This window comes from Acidobacteriota bacterium (genome assembly GCA_004299485.1).
Lineage (GTDB): Bacteria > Acidobacteriota > Terriglobia > Terriglobales > SCQP01 > SCQP01.
The window spans coordinates 26735-44013 of the sequence record SCQP01000012.1 but is presented as its reverse complement, the minus strand read 5'-3'; the positions used below and the strand labels follow the sequence as shown (position 1 = coordinate 44013).

The 17279-nt window shown below is 66.0% G+C and carries 11 protein-coding genes; 6 read left to right on the top strand and 5 right to left on the bottom strand.

Annotated features, from left to right (window positions below):
* Positions 1 to 137 precede the first annotated feature (137 nt).
* The 3 genes from EPN33_08295 to EPN33_08285 are packed head-to-tail and all read right to left on the bottom strand — an operon-like array spanning position 138 to position 3654.
* Positions 138 to 1601: an FAD-dependent oxidoreductase gene (locus tag EPN33_08295; protein TAN22259.1), complete on the bottom strand. Its 1464-nt coding sequence runs from the start codon at positions 1599 to 1601 to the stop codon at positions 138 to 140.
* A complete protein-coding gene (locus EPN33_08290; protein TAN22258.1) occupies positions 1585 to 2709 on the bottom strand; it encodes an FAD-binding oxidoreductase in 1125 nt (374 codons plus the stop codon). Before EPN33_08290 ends, EPN33_08295 begins: the two co-directional genes overlap by 17 nt.
* A 3-nt stretch (positions 2710 to 2712) precedes the next feature.
* Entirely contained in the window at positions 2713 to 3654 is a 942-nt protein-coding gene (locus EPN33_08285) for a hydroxyproline-2-epimerase (protein ID TAN22257.1), read from the bottom strand.
* Positions 3655 to 3829: 175 nt separating this feature from the next.
* Between EPN33_08285 and EPN33_08280 the strand changes: the two genes are divergently transcribed.
* Both EPN33_08280 and EPN33_08275 read left to right on the top strand, forming a co-directional pair.
* Positions 3830 to 4738: a dihydrodipicolinate synthase family protein gene (locus EPN33_08280; protein ID TAN22256.1), complete on the top strand. Its 909-nt coding sequence runs from the start codon at positions 3830 to 3832 to the stop codon at positions 4736 to 4738.
* Positions 4738 to 6258 (top strand): aldehyde dehydrogenase (NADP(+)), encoded by a 1521-nt coding sequence (locus tag EPN33_08275; GenBank protein TAN22255.1) that lies wholly within the window; start codon positions 4738 to 4740, stop codon positions 6256 to 6258. Before EPN33_08280 ends, EPN33_08275 begins: the two co-directional genes overlap by 1 nt.
* Before the next feature lie 109 nt (positions 6259 to 6367).
* Here the strand turns inward: EPN33_08275 and EPN33_08270 are convergent, their stop codons facing one another.
* Positions 6368 to 7039: a GntR family transcriptional regulator gene (locus EPN33_08270; GenBank protein ID TAN22254.1), complete on the bottom strand. Its 672-nt coding sequence runs from the start codon at positions 7037 to 7039 to the stop codon at positions 6368 to 6370.
* Positions 7040 to 7250: 211 nt separating this feature from the next.
* Between EPN33_08270 and EPN33_08265 the strand changes: the two genes are divergently transcribed.
* From EPN33_08265 to EPN33_08255, 3 genes are all read left to right on the top strand, one after another.
* Positions 7251 to 10409, top strand: a complete 3159-nt coding sequence (locus EPN33_08265) for a hypothetical protein (GenBank protein TAN22253.1) — start codon at positions 7251 to 7253, stop codon at positions 10407 to 10409.
* A gap of 175 nt (positions 10410 to 10584) precedes the next feature.
* Entirely contained in the window at positions 10585 to 12027 is a 1443-nt protein-coding gene (locus EPN33_08260) for an NAD(P)/FAD-dependent oxidoreductase (GenBank protein ID TAN22358.1), read from the top strand.
* On the top strand, positions 12011 to 12667 hold the full coding sequence (locus EPN33_08255) for a hypothetical protein (protein TAN22252.1): 657 nt from the start codon (positions 12011 to 12013) through the stop codon (positions 12665 to 12667). The genes EPN33_08260 and EPN33_08255 overlap by 17 nt, the downstream gene beginning before the upstream one ends.
* Before the next feature lie 45 nt (positions 12668 to 12712).
* Here the strand turns inward: EPN33_08255 and EPN33_08250 are convergent, their stop codons facing one another.
* A complete protein-coding gene (locus EPN33_08250; GenBank protein ID TAN22251.1) occupies positions 12713 to 15937 on the bottom strand; it encodes a glycosyl hydrolase in 3225 nt (1074 codons plus the stop codon).
* Positions 15938 to 16247: 310 nt separating this feature from the next.
* On the opposite strand from EPN33_08250, the gene EPN33_08245 reads away from it, so the two are divergent.
* Positions 16248 to 16949: a DUF433 domain-containing protein gene (locus EPN33_08245; GenBank protein TAN22250.1), complete on the top strand. Its 702-nt coding sequence runs from the start codon at positions 16248 to 16250 to the stop codon at positions 16947 to 16949.
* The last annotated feature ends 330 nt before the right edge of the window (positions 16950 to 17279 follow it).

Genomic DNA, 17279 nt, shown 5'->3' with positions numbered 1-17279 from the left:
CTGCTGCCCGCCGTCTGGGCCGAGGCAGGCCCTCCCGCGGCCGCACCCTGAACTCGATGATTGCCTCCTCGATGGGCGCGTTCTTGAGGTGCTCGCGTTTCTCGGCCATGCTTGCCGTCAGAATAGCCGCCCGCGCCCTACTCCCGGCTCGCGCTCGCACTGAACGCCGCCACCCGCGCCGGAAACACCGGCGGCCGCACCGCGGGCGCTGACCACCCCAGCAAAAACTCGCACGCCGGCCCGCACACCCGCGCCTGGCACGGACCCATGCCGCAGCGCGTCAGCAACTTCGCCGCGCGCGTATCCGGCTGCGCGGTGAGCTGCCCATAGGTCACGTCTTCGCAGCGGCAGACAACGGTATCGGCCCGCGGAAGATCGCGCAGCTCCGGCCGCAGCGCGCAGACTTCGTCCAGCCGGTCGGCAAAGCGCCGATAGCGCTCCCTCTGCTTCAGCAACTTTTTACTTGGCCCCTGTCCCGCCGCCGCGGTGCCCGCGATCGCGCCTTCGGCTTCGGCCAGCTCCACGCCACCCACGCCCGTCGGCTCGCCGGCGCAGTACACATCGGCGACGTTGGTCTCCTGCCGCTCGTTCACCACCACGCAGCCGTTCTGCATCGCGCAACCCAGCATCCGCGCCAGTTCCGTGTTCGGAATGAGATGAAACCCGCACGCCACGTAGTCACAGGCGATCTTCTTCAGCTTGCCCCAGCGGTTCAGCGTAACGCCGCCGGCGTACGCCTCTGCCGGCCAGGTCGAGCTCCACACCGGCACGCCCGCCAGCGCCGGCGCCATTTTCATCAGCTCGAGGATCTTTTTCGGCGGCAGCGCCGAAAGAAATTTCATCAGGAGAGGCGCCTGCTGCTGCTCGGCGATAGCAATGATTTTGGCGCCGTGCTGCCGCAAGTATGCCGCCACCAGCGGCAGCAGCGGACCGGTGCCGGCGACCACGACGCGCTTGCCCGCAATCGGCAGGCCCGCTTTCACCATCGCTTGCAGACCGCCCGCGCCCAGCACACGCGGCAACGTCCAGCCCGGAAACGGCAGAAACCGCTCGCGCGCACCCGTGGCGAGCACGAGCTTGCGGTAACTGAAATCTATAATGCCATCCGGGTTTTCCGCCCGCAGCACGCCCGGCGCCGGCTGATCGACCACCCGCGTCTGGCAGTGCAGCTCAATGCTCGGCGCCACCGGCACGCCCCCCGCGCGCCAAATCTGCCCGCCCACCGCGGGATTGTCGTCAATCAGAATCGCCCGCTGCCCGCCACGCACCACCGCCGTCGCCGCCGCCAATCCCGCCGGCCCCGCGCCCACCACCACCACATCCGCCGCGCGCCGCCCGTGTCCCACGCTCGCCGCCGGCCGCTCGATTACAACCTCAGTCGCAATCTGCATCCCCGCCGCCGCGGGAATCTGGCAGCTCCGCTGCTGCGCGTGCCCATCGATCGTCACCCGGCACTCGAAGCAAATCCCCATGCCGCACAGCGGCCCGCGCGCTTCCCCACAAACCGAACGTCGCGTGTACCCTTTGGCCGCCGACACCGCCGCGGCCACGCTCACGCCCCGCTGCACCTCGACCGGCTGGCCGTCAACCGTGATGACCATAAGCTTCTGTCTCCTGAAAGCGCGTGGGCAAATACGGCTCGGGCGGAATCGCCGACGCCCCGCCGGTGAGAATGGCCGCGATCAGCTCGCCCGTCACCAGCGCCGTGGTGATGCCCAAGCCCTCGTGGCCTGAGGCGACCAGCACCGTGGCATCCTCGCGTGCAGGCCCGATGAGCGGCAGGCCATCGGGCGTCGCCGCGCGCACGCCCGTCCAGGTGCGGATCGCACTCAGCCCCGCCAGTGCCGGCATGTATTGCTCCGCGCGCCGCAGCATCCGTGCCAGCATCGCCCGGTCCACGGCCGCATCGGTTACCCCAAATTGCCGCGACGACCCAATCAGAACCTGCCCCGTCGGCCGCGGCTGCGCGTTGAACGCTACTGAGTCGCCATCCTGCGAATGCGCGCTCTTGAGGTAGCCCAGCTCCACCAATTGATGCCGCACCCAGCCGGGATAGCGGTCGGTAATCAGCAAATGTCCTTTGCGCGCGCGGATCGGCAGCCCCGGCGTCAGCCGGCCCGCCGCCATCCCCGCGGCATTCACGATAACGTCGGCCTGCAGCGCCGCCCCGCTGCGAAAGCGCACTTCACCCTGGCCCAGCGCCACCACTGGCTCGCCCATTTTGATCGTCGCGCCCGAACGTTCGAGCAGAAACTCCGCCGCCACCGGCGGATATACGACGCAGTCGCTGGCAACCAGCAAGCCCCCGGCGAGACCGCCCCGCAGGTTCGGTTCTTCACGGGCCAGCGCCGCCGCATCCAGAATCGTTGTCTCAATGCCGCGCTCGCCATAGTAGGCATGCTTCTGTTCAACCGCGGTCATCTCCTCCGCGTCCGCCGCCACCCAGATGGTTCCGCTCGACGCAAATTCGGCCGCTGCCGGCAGCTTCGGCGCCAGCGTCCGCCACAGCCGTTGCGAGCGGTCCGTCAGCGCAAACTGCGCCTCCGAGTCATCCATCACCACCAGATGCCCCATCCCCGCCGCCGTTGCCCCACCGCCAATGCCCGCCGCTTCGCAGACCGTCACTTCGTAACCGGCGCGGGCGCAGGCATCGGCACAGGCCGCTCCCACAATGCCTGCCCCGACTACGATCACTACCCCTTTGGCCATGTTTTAACTTCGAATGCCGTCGCCGAATGGATCCCCAGGCTCGCGCAGCAGCTCTGCCCGTGCGGTCACCCAGGCGCGGCCCGTAATTGAAGGATAGAGCACGCCGTGACGGATTTCAATCGAACCCCGGAATTCCGTGTCCAAAATGCCCGCCTGCCGCCACGTTTGGCCCGGCGCCAGCTTGCCATCGGCATACAGACACGCCATTTTGGCGCTGGTTCCGGTCCCGCAGGGAGACCGGTCATAGGCGCGGCCCGGACAAAGGACGAAATTTTTGCTGTTCGCCCCCCGCGCCGACGTTCCGTACAACTCGATGTGATCAATCTCCGCGCCGTCCTTGCCCGTCACTCCCGCCCCAGGTAGCGCCTGCCGGATTGCCCAGGTATAGGCCGTCAGCTCGTCCACATTCGTCAGCTCCAGCGCAAACTTGTGCGTGTGTTCGGTCACCAGAAAGAACCAATTCCCGCCCCAGGCGACATCGCCGGTCACCGTTCCATACCCCGGCACCTCAATCCGTACCCCCGCACGGTGCCGGTAGCTCGCCACATTCGCCACCGTCACCTCGCCGCTGGCGTGCAGCGTCGTCTGCACCTCGCCCACCGGCGTTTCCACCCGGTGCTGCCCCGGCTTGATCCGCCCCAGGTAGGCCAGCGACGCGATCAGCCCGATGGTTCCATGCCCACACATGCCCAAATAGCCGACATTATTAAAAAAGATTACGCCCGCTGCGCATCCCGGGTCTTGCGGCTCACATAACAACGCGCCCACGATCACGTCCGAGCCGCGCGGTTCATTCACCACCGTGGAACGAAAAGCGTCATAATCGCCGCGGAAGCGTGCCAATCGCTCGGCCAACGAGCCCGAGCCCAAGTCCGGGCCTCCGGCCAGCACCAGGCGTGTGGGTTCACCTTCCGTATGGGAATCAAGAATGGAGATTGTGGGCACGGTGCTAATTTCCTATTTGTTACCTAGCTTACTGTACCGCGAAGGCTGAACTGGTATATTGTATACAGTTGCGGCGCTAGCGCAGCGACGGCCGGGGCTATGGGACCCCGGCGTGGCGCGTGCATTAGCGGGACGCGCGGCGTAGCCGCGATGAGGGCACAAGGGAGAACGTCATATGAATTGGAGCGGTGTACTACCGGCAATCACAACCTGCTTCGATACCCACTTGGGGGTGGATCACAAATTTCTGGAATCCCACGCTCGCCGCCTGATCGCCGCCGGCTGTACCGGTATCGTGGCGCTGGGCTCGCTGGGCGAGGCGGCGACGCTGACGCCAGAAGAAAAGCGCGCCATTCTAAGCACCTTTCTTCACGCCCTCCAGGGCAAGGCGCCGCTGGTCGCGGGCATCCCGGCGCTGAGCACCGCCGAAGCCGTCGCGCTCGCGCGTGATGCCGAGCGGCTCGGTTGTCCGGCGCTGATGGCGTTGCCGCCGTATGTCTACCTCGGCGACTGGCGCGAAACCAAGGCGCACATGAGCGCTATTCTCAACGCCACCCCGCTGCCCTGCATGCTCTACAACAACCCGGTCGCCTACGGCACCGATTTCCTGCCCGAGCAGATCGCCGAGCTGGCGAGCGAGCACGCGAACCTCGAAGCCGTCAAGGAGTCGAGCACCGACGCCCGCCGCGTTACCGCCATTCGCGCCCTTTGCGGCGACCGCCTCCAGGTCCTGGTCGGCGTCGATGATTGTGTCCTCGAAGGCACCGCCATGGGCGCGGTAGGCTGGATCGCCGGCGTCACCAACGCCCTGCCGGAAGAGACCGTCGCCATGTATCGCGCCGCGCATCATGGCGCCGGCGAAGAAGCCGTCGAGCTCTATCGCTGGCTGCTGCCGCTGCTGCGCATGGATACCGTGCCCAAATTCGTGCAGCTCATCAAGCTCATCCAGCAGGAAGCGGGCCTGGGCAGCGAACGCGTGCGGCCCCCGCGCCTGGAGCTGGCCGGCGCTGAGCGTGATGCCGCGCTGAAAACCATCCGCGCCGTGCTCGCCGAGCGGCCCGCGGCGATGGCGGGCAAAGCTTAATGGCGGCGGAAAGCTTTCAAGCCCGCAATCCTGCTACCGGCGAGTGGCTCGATCCGGTGTTTCACTCCGCCAGTGCGGCCGACCTCGAGCGCGCCGCAGCGGGCGCCGCGGCCGCAGCGCCCGTCTATGCGCGCTGCAGCGGCCGCGAGCGTGGCGCTTTTCTGCGCGCCATTGCCGCGCACATCGAGGCCGCCGCCCCCCAGATCGTCGCCCGTGCCGGGCTCGAGACGGCGCTGCCCGCCGCGCGCCTGCAGGGCGAATCCGCCCGCACCACGGCGCAATTACGGATGTTCGCGGAGCTGATTGAAGAAGGCTCGTGGGTGGATGCGCGCCTGGATACTGCGGTTGAGCATCCCAGCGCGCCTCGCAAGCCCGACCTCCGCAGTATGCTCCACCCCCTCGGCCCCGTCGCCGTTTTTGGGTCCAGCAATTTCCCCCTGGCATTTTCCGTCGCCGGCGGCGATACCACCTCGGCCTTAGCCGGCGGTAATCCCGTCATCGTCAAAGCCCATCCCGCCCATCCTGGCACCAGCGCCCTCGTAGCCGATGCCATCCGCGCCGCCGCCGCCCAGACCAAGATGCCCGAAGGCGTGTTCTCGCTGCTGTTCGATTCCGGCATCGCCGTCGGCGCCGCCCTCGTCCAGCACCCCGCCATCCGTGCCGTCGGCTTTACCGGCTCCCTCCAGGGCGGCCGCAAACTGATGGATCTCGCCGCCGCGCGCCCCGAACCAATTCCGGTCTACGCCGAAATGGGCAGCGTCAATCCCGTCTTCATTCTGCCCCACGCCCTCGCCGAGCGCGCCGCCTCGCTCGCCGCCGGCCTGGTGCAATCCGTCACCCTCGGCGCCGGCCAGTTCTGCACCAAGCCCGGCCTGGTGCTTGTGCCGCAAACCCCGGCGGGCGATGCTTTCCTGCAGACCACCGCCGAGCAAATGGCCGCCGCCCCGGCGTTCACGCTCCTCACCGAGTCCATCGCCCGCAGCTTCCGCTCCGGCGCCGCGGCCCGCGCCGCAAGTACCCACGTGAAAACTCTGGCGCACCCGGCCAACGCCGCCCTCTCCGCCTGGCTGTTCGAAACCACCGCTGACCAACTCCTGCAGCAGCCGCACCTGGGCGAAGAATTGTTCGGCCCCGCCACCCTCGCCGTCCGCCACGGCGGCAAAGACGATCTCCTGCGCGTCGCCCGCTCCCTCGGCGGCCATCTCACCGCCACGCTGCACGCTACCGACGACGATCTCCGCGAAAACTCCGGCCTCATCGAAGTCTTAACCGCCCGCGTCGGCCGTCTCGTCATCAACGGTTTCCCCACCGGCGTCGCCGTCACCTCCGCCATGGTCCACGGCGGCCCTTACCCCGCGTCCTCGCTCCCCCAAAGCTCGGTCGGCACCCGCGCCATCGTGCGTTTCGTCCGTCCCGTCTGCTACCAGGACATGCCCGCCTTCGCCCTCCCCGACGAGCTGAAGGACGCCAACCCCTTGCGCATCTGGCGCCTCAAAGACGGCAACCCCTCGCGGGATTAGTCGTCAGTTCTCAGTCTTCAGTTATCAGTTCTGGCGGGCACGCCCGCCGATACCGCATCGGCCGCCTCGCACGACTGAAAACTGACAACTGATGACTGACAACTTTTCTTCACGTCTTCCTTCTCGACTCCAGCAGCGTCCGCAGCGATTCCCCCGCGTGCCGCACATGCGCCACCAGCAGCTCACACGCGGCCTCGACGTCGCGCGCCCGGCTCAAATCCAGCAGCCGCTGATGCTCGCTCACCGCACGCTCGCGGCCTTCGGTGAGAAACAACTGCAGCCGCGTATAGCGGTCGCCATTGTTGTTAATGGTCCGCAGCACGGACTTGAACTGCGGCATCGTCGCCCCCGCGTACAGCGCGGCGTGAAACTGGCTGTTCAATCGTCCCCACGCGCTGACCCCGCCGGTCACCATCACTTCCTGCCGGAAGCGTTCGTGAATCGCTGCCGCGGCGGCCAGCTCCTCCTCCGTCAGCCGCGGAATCGACGCCCGCAGCACCTCCCGCTCCAGCACCGCGCGCATATGGAACAGCTCTTCGACTTCGGAAGGCTGCAGCGCCGACACCACCGCCCCCCGGTTCGGCGTGATGTTGATCAGCCCCTCCGCCAGCAGCTCCCGGAACGCCTCCCGCACCGGAATCCGGCTGACCTGCAGTTCGGCCGCAATCACATCCTGGCGCAATTGTTCGCCTTCCTGCAATTCGCCTAGGATAATCTTGTCGCGCAGCTTGTCGGCCACCGCCGACGCCAGCGACTGCCGTTGAATCGGGCCGTCTGCCATGTGGCCTAGTGTAAAGCAAAAGACTAAAGCAAAAGTCTAAAGGGATTTCTTCATGAGGCGTATCGCACCGCTTGCCTTATTTCTGACCCTCGCCGCGACCTCACTCGCAGCCCAACGCGCAGGCCGGGCTGGGGCTCCCGGGGCCCTCGGCCCGGCCGAGCGTCTAGCGGGTGGCGTGGCGCAGCCACGCCCGGCCCCGCCCCAATCAATAGTGAACCCCTCTCTTTTTTCCAGCCTCCGCTGGCGCCTCCTCGGCCCCTGGCGCGGCGGCAAAGCCACCGCGGTCGTCGGCCTGACTGACCGTCCGGCAGTCTTCTACATGGGCACCGATTCCAGCGGCGTCTGGAAAACCGACGATGCCGGTCGCACCTGGCGCAACATTACGGACCCCGAGCGCCTCACCGGCATCGGCGCCCTCGCCGCCGCTGGCCCCAACTTGCTCTACGTCGCCGTCGACCGCTCCCTCGGCAGCGCCGGCCCGGAGGGCCTGTATCGCTACACCTGGCGGCAGCTTGGAGGAGCCCTGAGCGCCAGCGGGCGGACCCTGCCGGCAATCGAAGCCCGCACTCCAAGCGACCATCGGGAGCGACCAGGGCAAAAAGTGGCGAGCCTCCGCGAAGGCCGGGCTGGGGCTCGCGCGGCCCCCGGCCCGGCCGAGCGTCAAGCGGGTGGCGTGGCTGCGCCACGCCAGGCCCCGCGCCAATCAATCGACGCCGGCGCCCACTTGGCGCTGGTCGCCCTGCGCGGCCATCCCGTCTTCAAAGTCTGGCTCGATCCGCACAATACGCAACTCGTCCTCGCGGCGTCGAGCGAAGGCATCTCCCGCTCCAGTGACGGCGGCAACACCTGGACGCTCGCCCTCAGCGCCAAAACCGTCGGCGGCGAAGCGGTCGCACTGGAATCCGCCCCCGATGCGCCGGCTACAATTTACGCCGCCTTTCACACCGGCCGCGCCGGCCTGTTCCCCAGCGCCCGCATCGCCACCCTGCCCATCTATCGCTCCACCGACGCCGGCCGCACCTGGAGTGCCGTCGCCGGCACCGGCCTCCCGCCCGATGCCCGCGGCCGCGTTTCGCTCGCCGTCGCACCCGGCACCCACGGCCAGCGCGTCTACGCCTACATGGCGCAAGGTGTGTTCCGTTCCGATGACGCCGGCGCCCACTGGCGTCTGGCGTCAAACGACCCCCGTCTGGTCGGCGGCGGCCAGTTCTTTCACATCTACGTCGATCCCGCAGACGCCAACGTCCTCTACGCCATGGAAACCGCCGTCTATCGCTCCACCGACGCCGGCGCCACTTGGCAAGCCTTCCAGGGCGCCCCCAGCGGCGACGACTTCAACGCCATGTGGATCGACCCCACCGGCTCCCGCCGCATGGCCCTGGCCGTCGACCAGGGCACCGAGATCAGCCTCAACGCCGGCCGCACCTGGTCCACCTGGTATAACCAGCCCACCGGCCAGATGTACAACGTCTCAACCGACGACCAGTTCCCCTTCCACCTCTACGCCTCCCAGCAGGACAGCGGTACCGTCGCCGTTCCCATCCGCGCCAACGATGGCCAGATCACCTACCGCGACTGGTGGACCACCAACGGCTTCGAAAGCGCCGTCATCACCCCCGACCCCTTGCATCCCAACATCGTCTTCGCCACCGGCTGGTTCGGCAGCGTCATCCGCACCGACCACGTCACCGGCCAGTCCGTCCACGTCTTCGAGCGCAACCCCAAATACCGTGAAGCCCGCTTCATGCCCATGGTCTTCCTGCCTGGTGATCTCCATACGCTGCTGCTCGGCACCCAGTACGTGCTCGCCACCAGCGACGCCGGTGATCACTGGAAGGCTATCAGCCCCGATCTGACCTCCGGCAAAGGCGCCATCACCGCCATCGCCCCCTCGCCCGTCAACCCCAACGCGATCTGGGTCGGTACTTCAAACGGCCTCATCCAGCTCACAACCGACAATGGTCGTATTTGGCACGACGTTACACCCAAAGGCTTTAAGGGCTACATCACCATGATCGAGCCCGGCCAGCGCAAAGCAGGTGTCGCCTTCGTGGTCGCCAGCGGTACGGCCTATTACACAAGTGACAATGGTAGTAATTGGCGGCCGATTTCCGCAACCATTCCCGGTCGCGTCAACGCTATCCGCCAGGATGCAACCAATCACAACCTACTTTTCGCCGCCGCCGATGCGGGAGTATTCGCATATTTCGACAATAGTAGCAATTGGCAGTCGCTCCAGCTAAACCTGCCCGCCTCCCGCGTCACCGACCTCCAGCTTCGTCACAATCATTTAGTCATTTCCACCTACGGCCGCGGCCTCTGGTCGCTCGACGACATCGCCTCGCTACGACAACTGTCGCCAAACGTAGCGCGGTCGACCGCGCATCTATTCCGTCCCTCACCCGCCATCCGCCTCCAATGGGATGACTACACCGACACCCCACTCAACCCCGACGAACCGCATTCCAAAAATCCCCCCGACGGCGCCATCATCGACTACTACCTGAAGTCGCCCGCCGTCCAGCCCTTAACTCTCCAGATTTACGACTCCCAAGGCCATCTGATTAACTCCTACTCCAGCGTTGGCCCCGACAAGACTCTGGCAGCAGCTTGGAGGAGCCCTGAGCGCCAGCGGGCGGACCCTGCCGGCAATCGAAGCCCGCACTCCAAGCGACCAGCGGGAGCGACCAGGGCAATAAGTGGCGAGCCACCCTACGTGGTCAACGTCGCCGGCTACTGGCTCGCCCCTCCAACCCTGCTACCCAACCATGCCGGTATCAACCGCTTCGTCTGGAACCTGCGCTACCCCGACCCGCCGCACATTCTCTTCACCTACTTCGGCTTTCAGCGCGACTACTTCGAGTACACCCTGGCCGACCACGCCATCCCGCACAACACACCCTGGCACGAGCCCCAAGGCCCCATGGTCGTCCCCGGCATCTACAAGCTCGTTCTCACCGTCGCCGGTCAACGCTACACCGAACCGCTCACGGTAAAGCTCGATCCTCGCCTCGCCAACGTTACACAAGCCGATCTCGTCCACCAGCTCGCCGTCGCCCAAAGCCTTGCCGACGGCCTTCAACTCAGCACCCACGCCTACCAGGCCGCCTCCGCCGCCTCTCCAGATCAATCGGTCGATGCTCTCAAAAAGACCTTCGGCCATCTCAATCTTCGCCAGGCCCGCCTGCTCTCCGGCGTAACCCAAGCCGACGCCGCTCCCGGCGCCGAAGTCACCGAAACCGTCCACGGCCTCTGCTCCCAGTACAATAGCGCCGTCGCTTCATGGAACGAACTTCCCAAACAGGTGGCTGTGCCACAACCCAAACTCACACCCCAACACTGCGGCTTAGAGTCTCTAAATCAAAAGTAAAAAACAGTAGTCGTAGAGCGGAAAACTCTGTGCAAAAGCGAGCCAAATCGCACAACCTAAATGGGTTCACACCAATCAGCCGGTGTGCATTGATCCTTTCGGCCGAGGGTGGCTGCGGATGAAACCCGAAATTTCCGCATCCGTGCTCACCGAAACCGCAGACGATGCACAGGCAATGCACGCCTCGCGCCATGCAATTGTGGTCGGCTCCGGCCCCAACGGTCTCGCCGCAGCCATCGTTTGGGCGCAGGCGGGCGGCAGCGTCACGGTCTATGAAGCTGAGCCGGAAATCGGCGGCGGCGCCCGCACCGCGGAGCTCACGCTGCCCGGCTTTCACCACGACGTCTGCTCGGCCGTCCACCCCATGGCAGTCTCGACCTCGTTTCTGCCGTCCTTGCCGCTCGAGGAATACGGCCTGGAATGGATTCACCCCCCGCTCGCCCTGGCGCATCCGCTCGACGACGGCACCGCGGTTCTGGTTGAGCGCAATGGCGAGCGTACCGCCGAGCGCCTGGGCGAACAGGATGAGCCTAACTATCGCCGCCTGATCGCGCCCGTGGTGAAAGATTGGTCGGCGATCGAGGCCGGAGCATTTCGTCCCCTCCACTGGCCCGCGCAGAAGATGCCGTTGGCACGCTTCGGCCTTCGCGCCATGAAGCCTGCCCGCTCGCTCGCCGAAAAAATCTTTCTCTCCGCACCCGCCCGCGCGCTCTTCGCCGGCCTCGCCGCCCATTCCATGATTCCGCTGGAAGAGCGCGGCAGCGCCGCCATCGCGCTGATTCTCGCCGCCGCGGCCCATCGCGGCGGCTGGCCCATCGCGCGTGGCGGCTCGCAGGCCATCGCCGACGCCATGGCCGCCTACCTCAAATCCCTCGGCGGCGAAATCATCACCGGCCAGCGCATCGCCTCGCTCGCCGATCTGCCCGCCGCGCGGGCCATCTTCTGCGACGTCTCGCCCCGCGCGCTGGTCGTGCTCTGCGGCAAGCGCCTGCCCGCGAGCTACGCGCGCAAGCTGCAACAGTTCCGTCCCGGCCCCGGCGTCGTCAAGCTCGACTGGGCGCTCCGCGGGCCCATTCCCTGGACCGCAGCCGAGTGCTGCGCCGCCGGCACCGTGCACGTCGGTGGCACGTTGCAGGAAATCGCCTCTTCGGAAGGCCGCTCCTGCGCCCGCGATTATCCCCAGGTCTCCGAGCAGCCCTTCGTGCTGGTCAGCCAGCCCAGTCTGTTCGACGCTTCGCGCGCCCCCGAGGGCCGGCACACCGGCTGGGCCTACTGCCACGTGCCCAACGGCTATGCCCCGGCCGACGGCGGCGCCGAAATGGCCGCCCGCATCGAAGCCCAGATGGAGCGCTTCGCCCCAGGCTTCAGCAAACTAATCTTGGCGCGCAGCGTCCGCCTGCCCGCCACGCTCGAGCTGTACAATGCCAACCTGCTGGGTGGCGACATTGGCGGCGGCCGCAACTCGCTCGGCCAAATCCTGTTCCGGCCCACCCGCCGCGGCTACAGCACCCCCATTCCCGGCGTCTACTTGTGCTCGGCTTCAACGCCGCCCGGCGGCGGCGTCCACGGCCTGTGCGGCGCCCAAGCCGCCAGGAGGGCCCTTGCGGACCTGTCGTAAATCCGCCGCCCTGTTCGTCCTCCTGGCCGCCGCCCTCGCGGCCCAGCAACCGTTCCAGATCCTGACCACGCACCTCCCGCGCCCCCGGCAAAATCAACCCTATAAGGCTCAGCTTCTGGCCACCGGCGGCAGCCTGCCCTACACCTGGCGCATCGCGCAGGGCACACTCCCCGAAGGCCTCAGCCTGAACCCGCAGACCGGTGTCATCGCGGGCCTGCCCCGCACTAGCGAGCCTTATTCGGTGCTAATTGCCGTCGCCGATTCCAGCCAGCCGCCGCTCGAAGAAACCCGCCTGCTACCCTCCAGTGCCAGCGCCCCGCTGACGCTGAAATGGACTCAGAAGCCGCAGGTCAGCGGCCAGGATCTCAAGGGCGCCATCGAGGTCCGCAACAACAGCGGCCAGACTCTCGGCCTGACGGTGATCGTCGTCGCCGTCGCCAACGACACCCACAAAGCTTTCTCGCTCCGCTACACCCACCAGGAGCTCACCAACCAGCAATCCACCGGCGAGCTGCCCTTCACCGTCTTCCTGCCGCCCGGCGCCTACACCGTCAACGTCGACGCCGTAGGCGAAGTCAGCCCAGCCGTCATCTACCGCCAGCACCAGGAAGTCACCGGCCTCACCGTGCCGGGCTCGTGAGGTCCGAGGCGCGCCCGAGCCTTCCTACCAGCTACGAGCTACGAGCTAGTTCCCCAGCGCCGTCTTCGCCTTCGCCAGCTCCGCCTTCAATCCCGCCACGCCCGCGTCCGCCTGCTGAATGTACAGGTCCGCAACCTGCGCCATCCCCGGCGTCGGCGCCCGGAACTGCTGGTCCACCTGCTTGCCGATGTTGGTCAGCCAGGCGTGCAGCATGGCGCGGAACATCAGCCCGCCTTCGCTCGACTGAATCCGCAGATCCACCAGCTCACCGATCTGTTTGCTCAGCCCGTCGTAGCTCGCCTGCAGCGCCGCCCGCGTGGCTCCCGGATCTGCCGCCACTGCCTTGGCAAGCTGCCGCTGCACCTCCAGCGCCTGGTTCAGCGTGCCGTCGAGCTGATTCTCGGCGTCGTAAATCCGCATCATCAGCGCGAAGCGCTGCTCCAGTTGCGCCTGCGTCGTGCTGAGGCGCGGGTCCAGCTTCACCACCAGCGGCTGCTTCGGCGTCTGCGAATCGCCGTACGACAACTGCACATAGTACGTTCCCGGCACAACTTCCGGTCCCACCGGTTCCGACGCCCCGTTGACCGACCACAAGATGCCATTTACGTCGGTGGCGTCCGGATAGCGCAGGTTCCACTGGAACCGGTTCATCCCCGGCCGCAGCTTCGCCGCCCGGCGCACCCGGCCAAAGCGCCCTCGCGCCGGCTTCTCCGGCAGCGGGACGCTCGCAATCACCGCGCCCGCGGCGTTGCTGAAGGTCAGCTTCACCGGCGTGGCGGCATTATAGTTCGCCGGCAAATGAAAAAACACCGTCGCGCCCGCCGCCAGATTCTGTCCGCCCACCCTTGCCCGGCCAAACGCGAAGCTGCTGCGTTTCACCAGCCACGCCTGCTGCGGCCGGAACAGATACGCCGCATCGCGCTCCGCCTTGGCGCCGCGCAACTGCTCCAAAAATTGCAGATCGTCCAGCACCCAGAACGCGCGCCCGAACGTTGCCAGCACCACCGCGTGCTGCTGCGGCTGAATCTCGATGTCGTTCACCCGTACCGGCGGCAGGTTGAGCCCCAGCGGCATCCACTGCCCGCCGCCATTGAGACTCATGTACACCGTCCGTGCCGTGCCGGCAAGCAGCAAGTCCGGATCGTTCGGGTCCTGGCGCACGCTGTTGACGTATTCATCGCTGGGCAGGCCGTTGGTGATCGCTGTCCAGTGCTTGCCAAAATCAGTGGTCTTGAAGACGTAGGGTTTCCAGTCGTCCCACATGTACCGGCTAGCCGAAAGATACGCCGCGCCCGCCTCCGAATGTGATGGCTCGATGCTGGTGATGATCGCCCACGTCGGCAGCTCCGGCGGCCGCACCCCGCTCCAGTGCGCCCCGCCGTCGGTGGTCACGTGCACCAGCCCGTCGTCCGAGCCCGCCCAGATGACCTGGTCGCTCAGCGGCGAGAACGCCACCGCCGAAATGGTGTCGTACATCTCCTCGCCCGTCTGGTCCTTGCTGATCGGTCCGCCCGAGCGGTCCTGTTTGCTCTGGTCGTTGCGCGTCAGATCGGGGCTGATCTGCTTCCAGGTATCGCCCTCGTCGCTCGTCTCGAACAGCACGTTCGCGCCCAGCACGAACAGTTTCGGATTGGTCGGCGACGTCGTCTCGGCGTGATGATTCCAGCCCCAGCGATACTTCATCTGGTTGCCCGCCGAGCCGTTCTTGTCGTCCGGCCAGGGACTGACCTCGCTCACCTCGCCGGTGCGCCGGTTCTCTCTCGAGTTGATGCTGAAGTAGCCGCAGGAATAAGTGATCCACGGCTTTTCCGGCACCGGCACCACCCAGCACTCCTCTCCGCCCGCCAGCCGCGTCCACACCGCCGGAATCAGCCCGCCCGCTTCCGCGCTCGGTGCTTCCGACGATCCCTCATCCTGCTGCGCGCCGTAAATATGAAAAGGGAACTGCTCGTCCAGGTTCGCGTGGTAGAACTGCCCCGTGGGCTGGTTGTCTTCCGAGCTCCACGTCTTGCCGCCGTCGAGCGACACCGTCGCCCCGCCGTCGTTGCCCTCGATCAGATCCTGCGGATGGTCGGGGTTGATCCAGAAAACGTGGTTGTCACCATGCGGCGGGTGCAGCGAAATCAGCGTCTTGCCGCCGTCGTGCGACACAAACACGCCCACATTGGGTACATACACCGTGTTCGCGTCCTGCGGGTCCACGTACACGCGCCCGTAATAGTAGGCGCGCTGAGAAACCTCCAGGCTGTCGTTCATCAGCGTCCAGCTCTGGCCGCCATTCTCCGACCGGAAAAGCCCGCCCGGCAGTCCCGGCTTGTAGTCCGCCTGAATCACGGTGTACAGCACGTTCGGCGCACTCGGCGCCAGCGCGATATCCACCTTGCCGAGAATGCCCTTCGGCAGTCCCGGGCTGCGCGTGATGTTGCTCCAGTGCGCGCCCCCGTCGGTGGTCTTGTAAATCCCGCTGCCCGGGCCGCCGCTCGAGAGCGCCCACGCCCGCCGCCACACCTGCCACATGGTGGCGTAAACAATCTGCGGGTTCTGCGGATCGATCGCCAGACTCTCCGCCGCCGTGTGGTCGTTCACATACAAAACTTTTTTCCAGGTCGTGCCGCCGTCGGTCGACTTGTAAACGCCCCGCTCCGTATCCGGCGCAAACACACGCCCGAATGCCGCTGCATAGACCACGTCCGGATTGTGCGGATCGACAACGATCCAGCTTATGACGCCCGTATCCGCCAGCCCCATCTGCGTCCAGGTCGTGCCGCCGTCGCGGGACTTGTACACCCCGCCCCGCCCCGCGCCCGCCGTCAGTACCGTGTTGCGGTCGCCCGAGTCGCCCGCGCCGGCGTAAATAATGCTGGGCTTCGACGGCGCCACCGCCAGCGCCCCGATATTGCCGGTCTTGAAGTAGCGGTCGGAGATATTCTCCCACTGCCGTCCCGCATCCCTCGTCTCCCAGATGCCGCCCCCCGCCGTGCCCACGTAATACACGTTCGGCTCGCTCGCGATGCCCGCCACCGCGGTCGCGCGTCCGCCGACGTACGGCCCCACGCTCCGCCACCGCAACGCCCGCGTAAGCTGCGCGACCGGCACGGTCTGCGCCCCCGCTCCCAGCGCGAGCGCGGCCACCAACCCGCAGCCGCCGACCGCAATCCAAAACCGCATTTTCCGGAATGAAAAGTTTTTCATGACGAGGCTCCCACCTTGGCGCATACGTAACACTACGACCTGCTCCGCGCCACCGTCAATCCCGAATTGCCTCGTCATGTTTGGAAATCCCAACGTGGCCCGTCGCGGGCCGTAGTCAATCCGGAGGGTTCACCACTTGGCGGCAGCTTGGAGGAGCCCTGAGCGCCAGCGGTCGGACCCTGCCGGCAATCGAAGCCCGCACTCCAAGCGACCATCGGGAGCGACCAGGGCAAAAAGTGGCGAGCCACTTGAGAACCCGGACAGCGATACACTCGGCTCTTTCGCCGAACGAGGCCATCTCCGGTTACACTGGGGCGAGGAGGGGGGTGGCACTGGTCCAGCGTGCGCGGCGGCGAATCGGTGCCGTGCTACACGCCGACCACAAGGAATGCTAAAAGACAAACCTGTCCGCCAGCCTCGCCAGCGGTTGGAAGAGTTTCCTACGTACACCATTCCGGAAGCTGCTCAGACGTTGGCGATCCCAACCCGCACGATGTTTGACTGGTACGGCGGCCGTGCCCCTGTTCTCATTCCCTCCGCGATCATCGGGACCATTCGCCTGCTCTCCTACCGAGACCTTGAAGAGGCGTACCGCGTTCACTTGCTCCGGACAAAGTACGGCTTTGCGCTTCAGTACCTGCGCCGCGTTATGACTTACGCCAGGCGTAAATTCCGAACGACGCACCCGCTCCGCCGTGACGATGCGATCAAGGTGTGCATGAACGATCTGGTCTACCACAAGCAGGCCCGAGGCACGCACCCCCGCGAGGTTGTCTCCATCGGTTCGCATCCGGGGCAGACGATATTCGCAGAAGTCGCGGACTTGTTTTCACAAAGGATCGTAAGCGGGGAGTTTATCTACCCGTGGAGATATGCTGCCAGGGACTCTCAAACGCGGCCGGTTTCAATCAGCCCGAATATCATGTCAGGCAGACTTGTTGTGGTCGATACACGAATCCCGGTCAGTACGCTGGCAGGGATGCGTCGGTCCGGCAGGGACACGACAGACATCGCTAGCGAGTATGGTCTCAACGCGGAAATCGTCCGCCAGGCGCTGACCCATTTCCAAATACATCAAAAAACGGCATGAGGAATGCGTTCTATTTCTCGACGAAGGGTTGTCTTCCGAATCAATCGCACGCAGGCTGTCAACCGCCGGGTTCACCGTTCAGCGATTCCATCACTGGTTTAGAGACGAGTCGGACAAGGCCCTGCGGAACGTGCCGGACACGGACGTAATCGCGTTCTGCGCTCGACACGGATGGCTCCTCGTTACGGCCGACCACGAGATGCGGAACCGCCACCGCCAGCACATAATCCGCACCGATGTAGCGATCCTTTCGACCGCCCATAACACCGTGCCGAACCCGGACGAGTGGGTCGCAGCCATCATCAACCTGAAATCCAGAATTCTTCGGGA

Coding starts and splice junctions, on each gene's coding strand:
- EPN33_08295 (TAN22259.1), bottom strand. CDS start 1,601: ATGGTCATCACGGTTGACGGCCAGCCGGTCGAGGTGCAGCGGGGCGTG.
- EPN33_08290 (TAN22258.1), bottom strand. CDS start 2,709: ATGGCCAAAGGGGTAGTGATCGTAGTCGGGGCAGGCATTGTGGGAGCG.
- EPN33_08280 (TAN22256.1), top strand. CDS start 3,830: ATGAATTGGAGCGGTGTACTACCGGCAATCACAACCTGCTTCGATACC.
- EPN33_08275 (TAN22255.1), top strand. CDS start 4,738: ATGGCGGCGGAAAGCTTTCAAGCCCGCAATCCTGCTACCGGCGAGTGG.
- EPN33_08270 (TAN22254.1), bottom strand. CDS start 7,039: ATGGCAGACGGCCCGATTCAACGGCAGTCGCTGGCGTCGGCGGTGGCC.
- EPN33_08260 (TAN22358.1), top strand. CDS start 10,585: ATGCACGCCTCGCGCCATGCAATTGTGGTCGGCTCCGGCCCCAACGGT.
- EPN33_08250 (TAN22251.1), bottom strand. CDS start 15,937: ATGACGAGGCAATTCGGGATTGACGGTGGCGCGGAGCAGGTCGTAGTG.
- EPN33_08245 (TAN22250.1), top strand. CDS start 16,248: ATGCTAAAAGACAAACCTGTCCGCCAGCCTCGCCAGCGGTTGGAAGAG.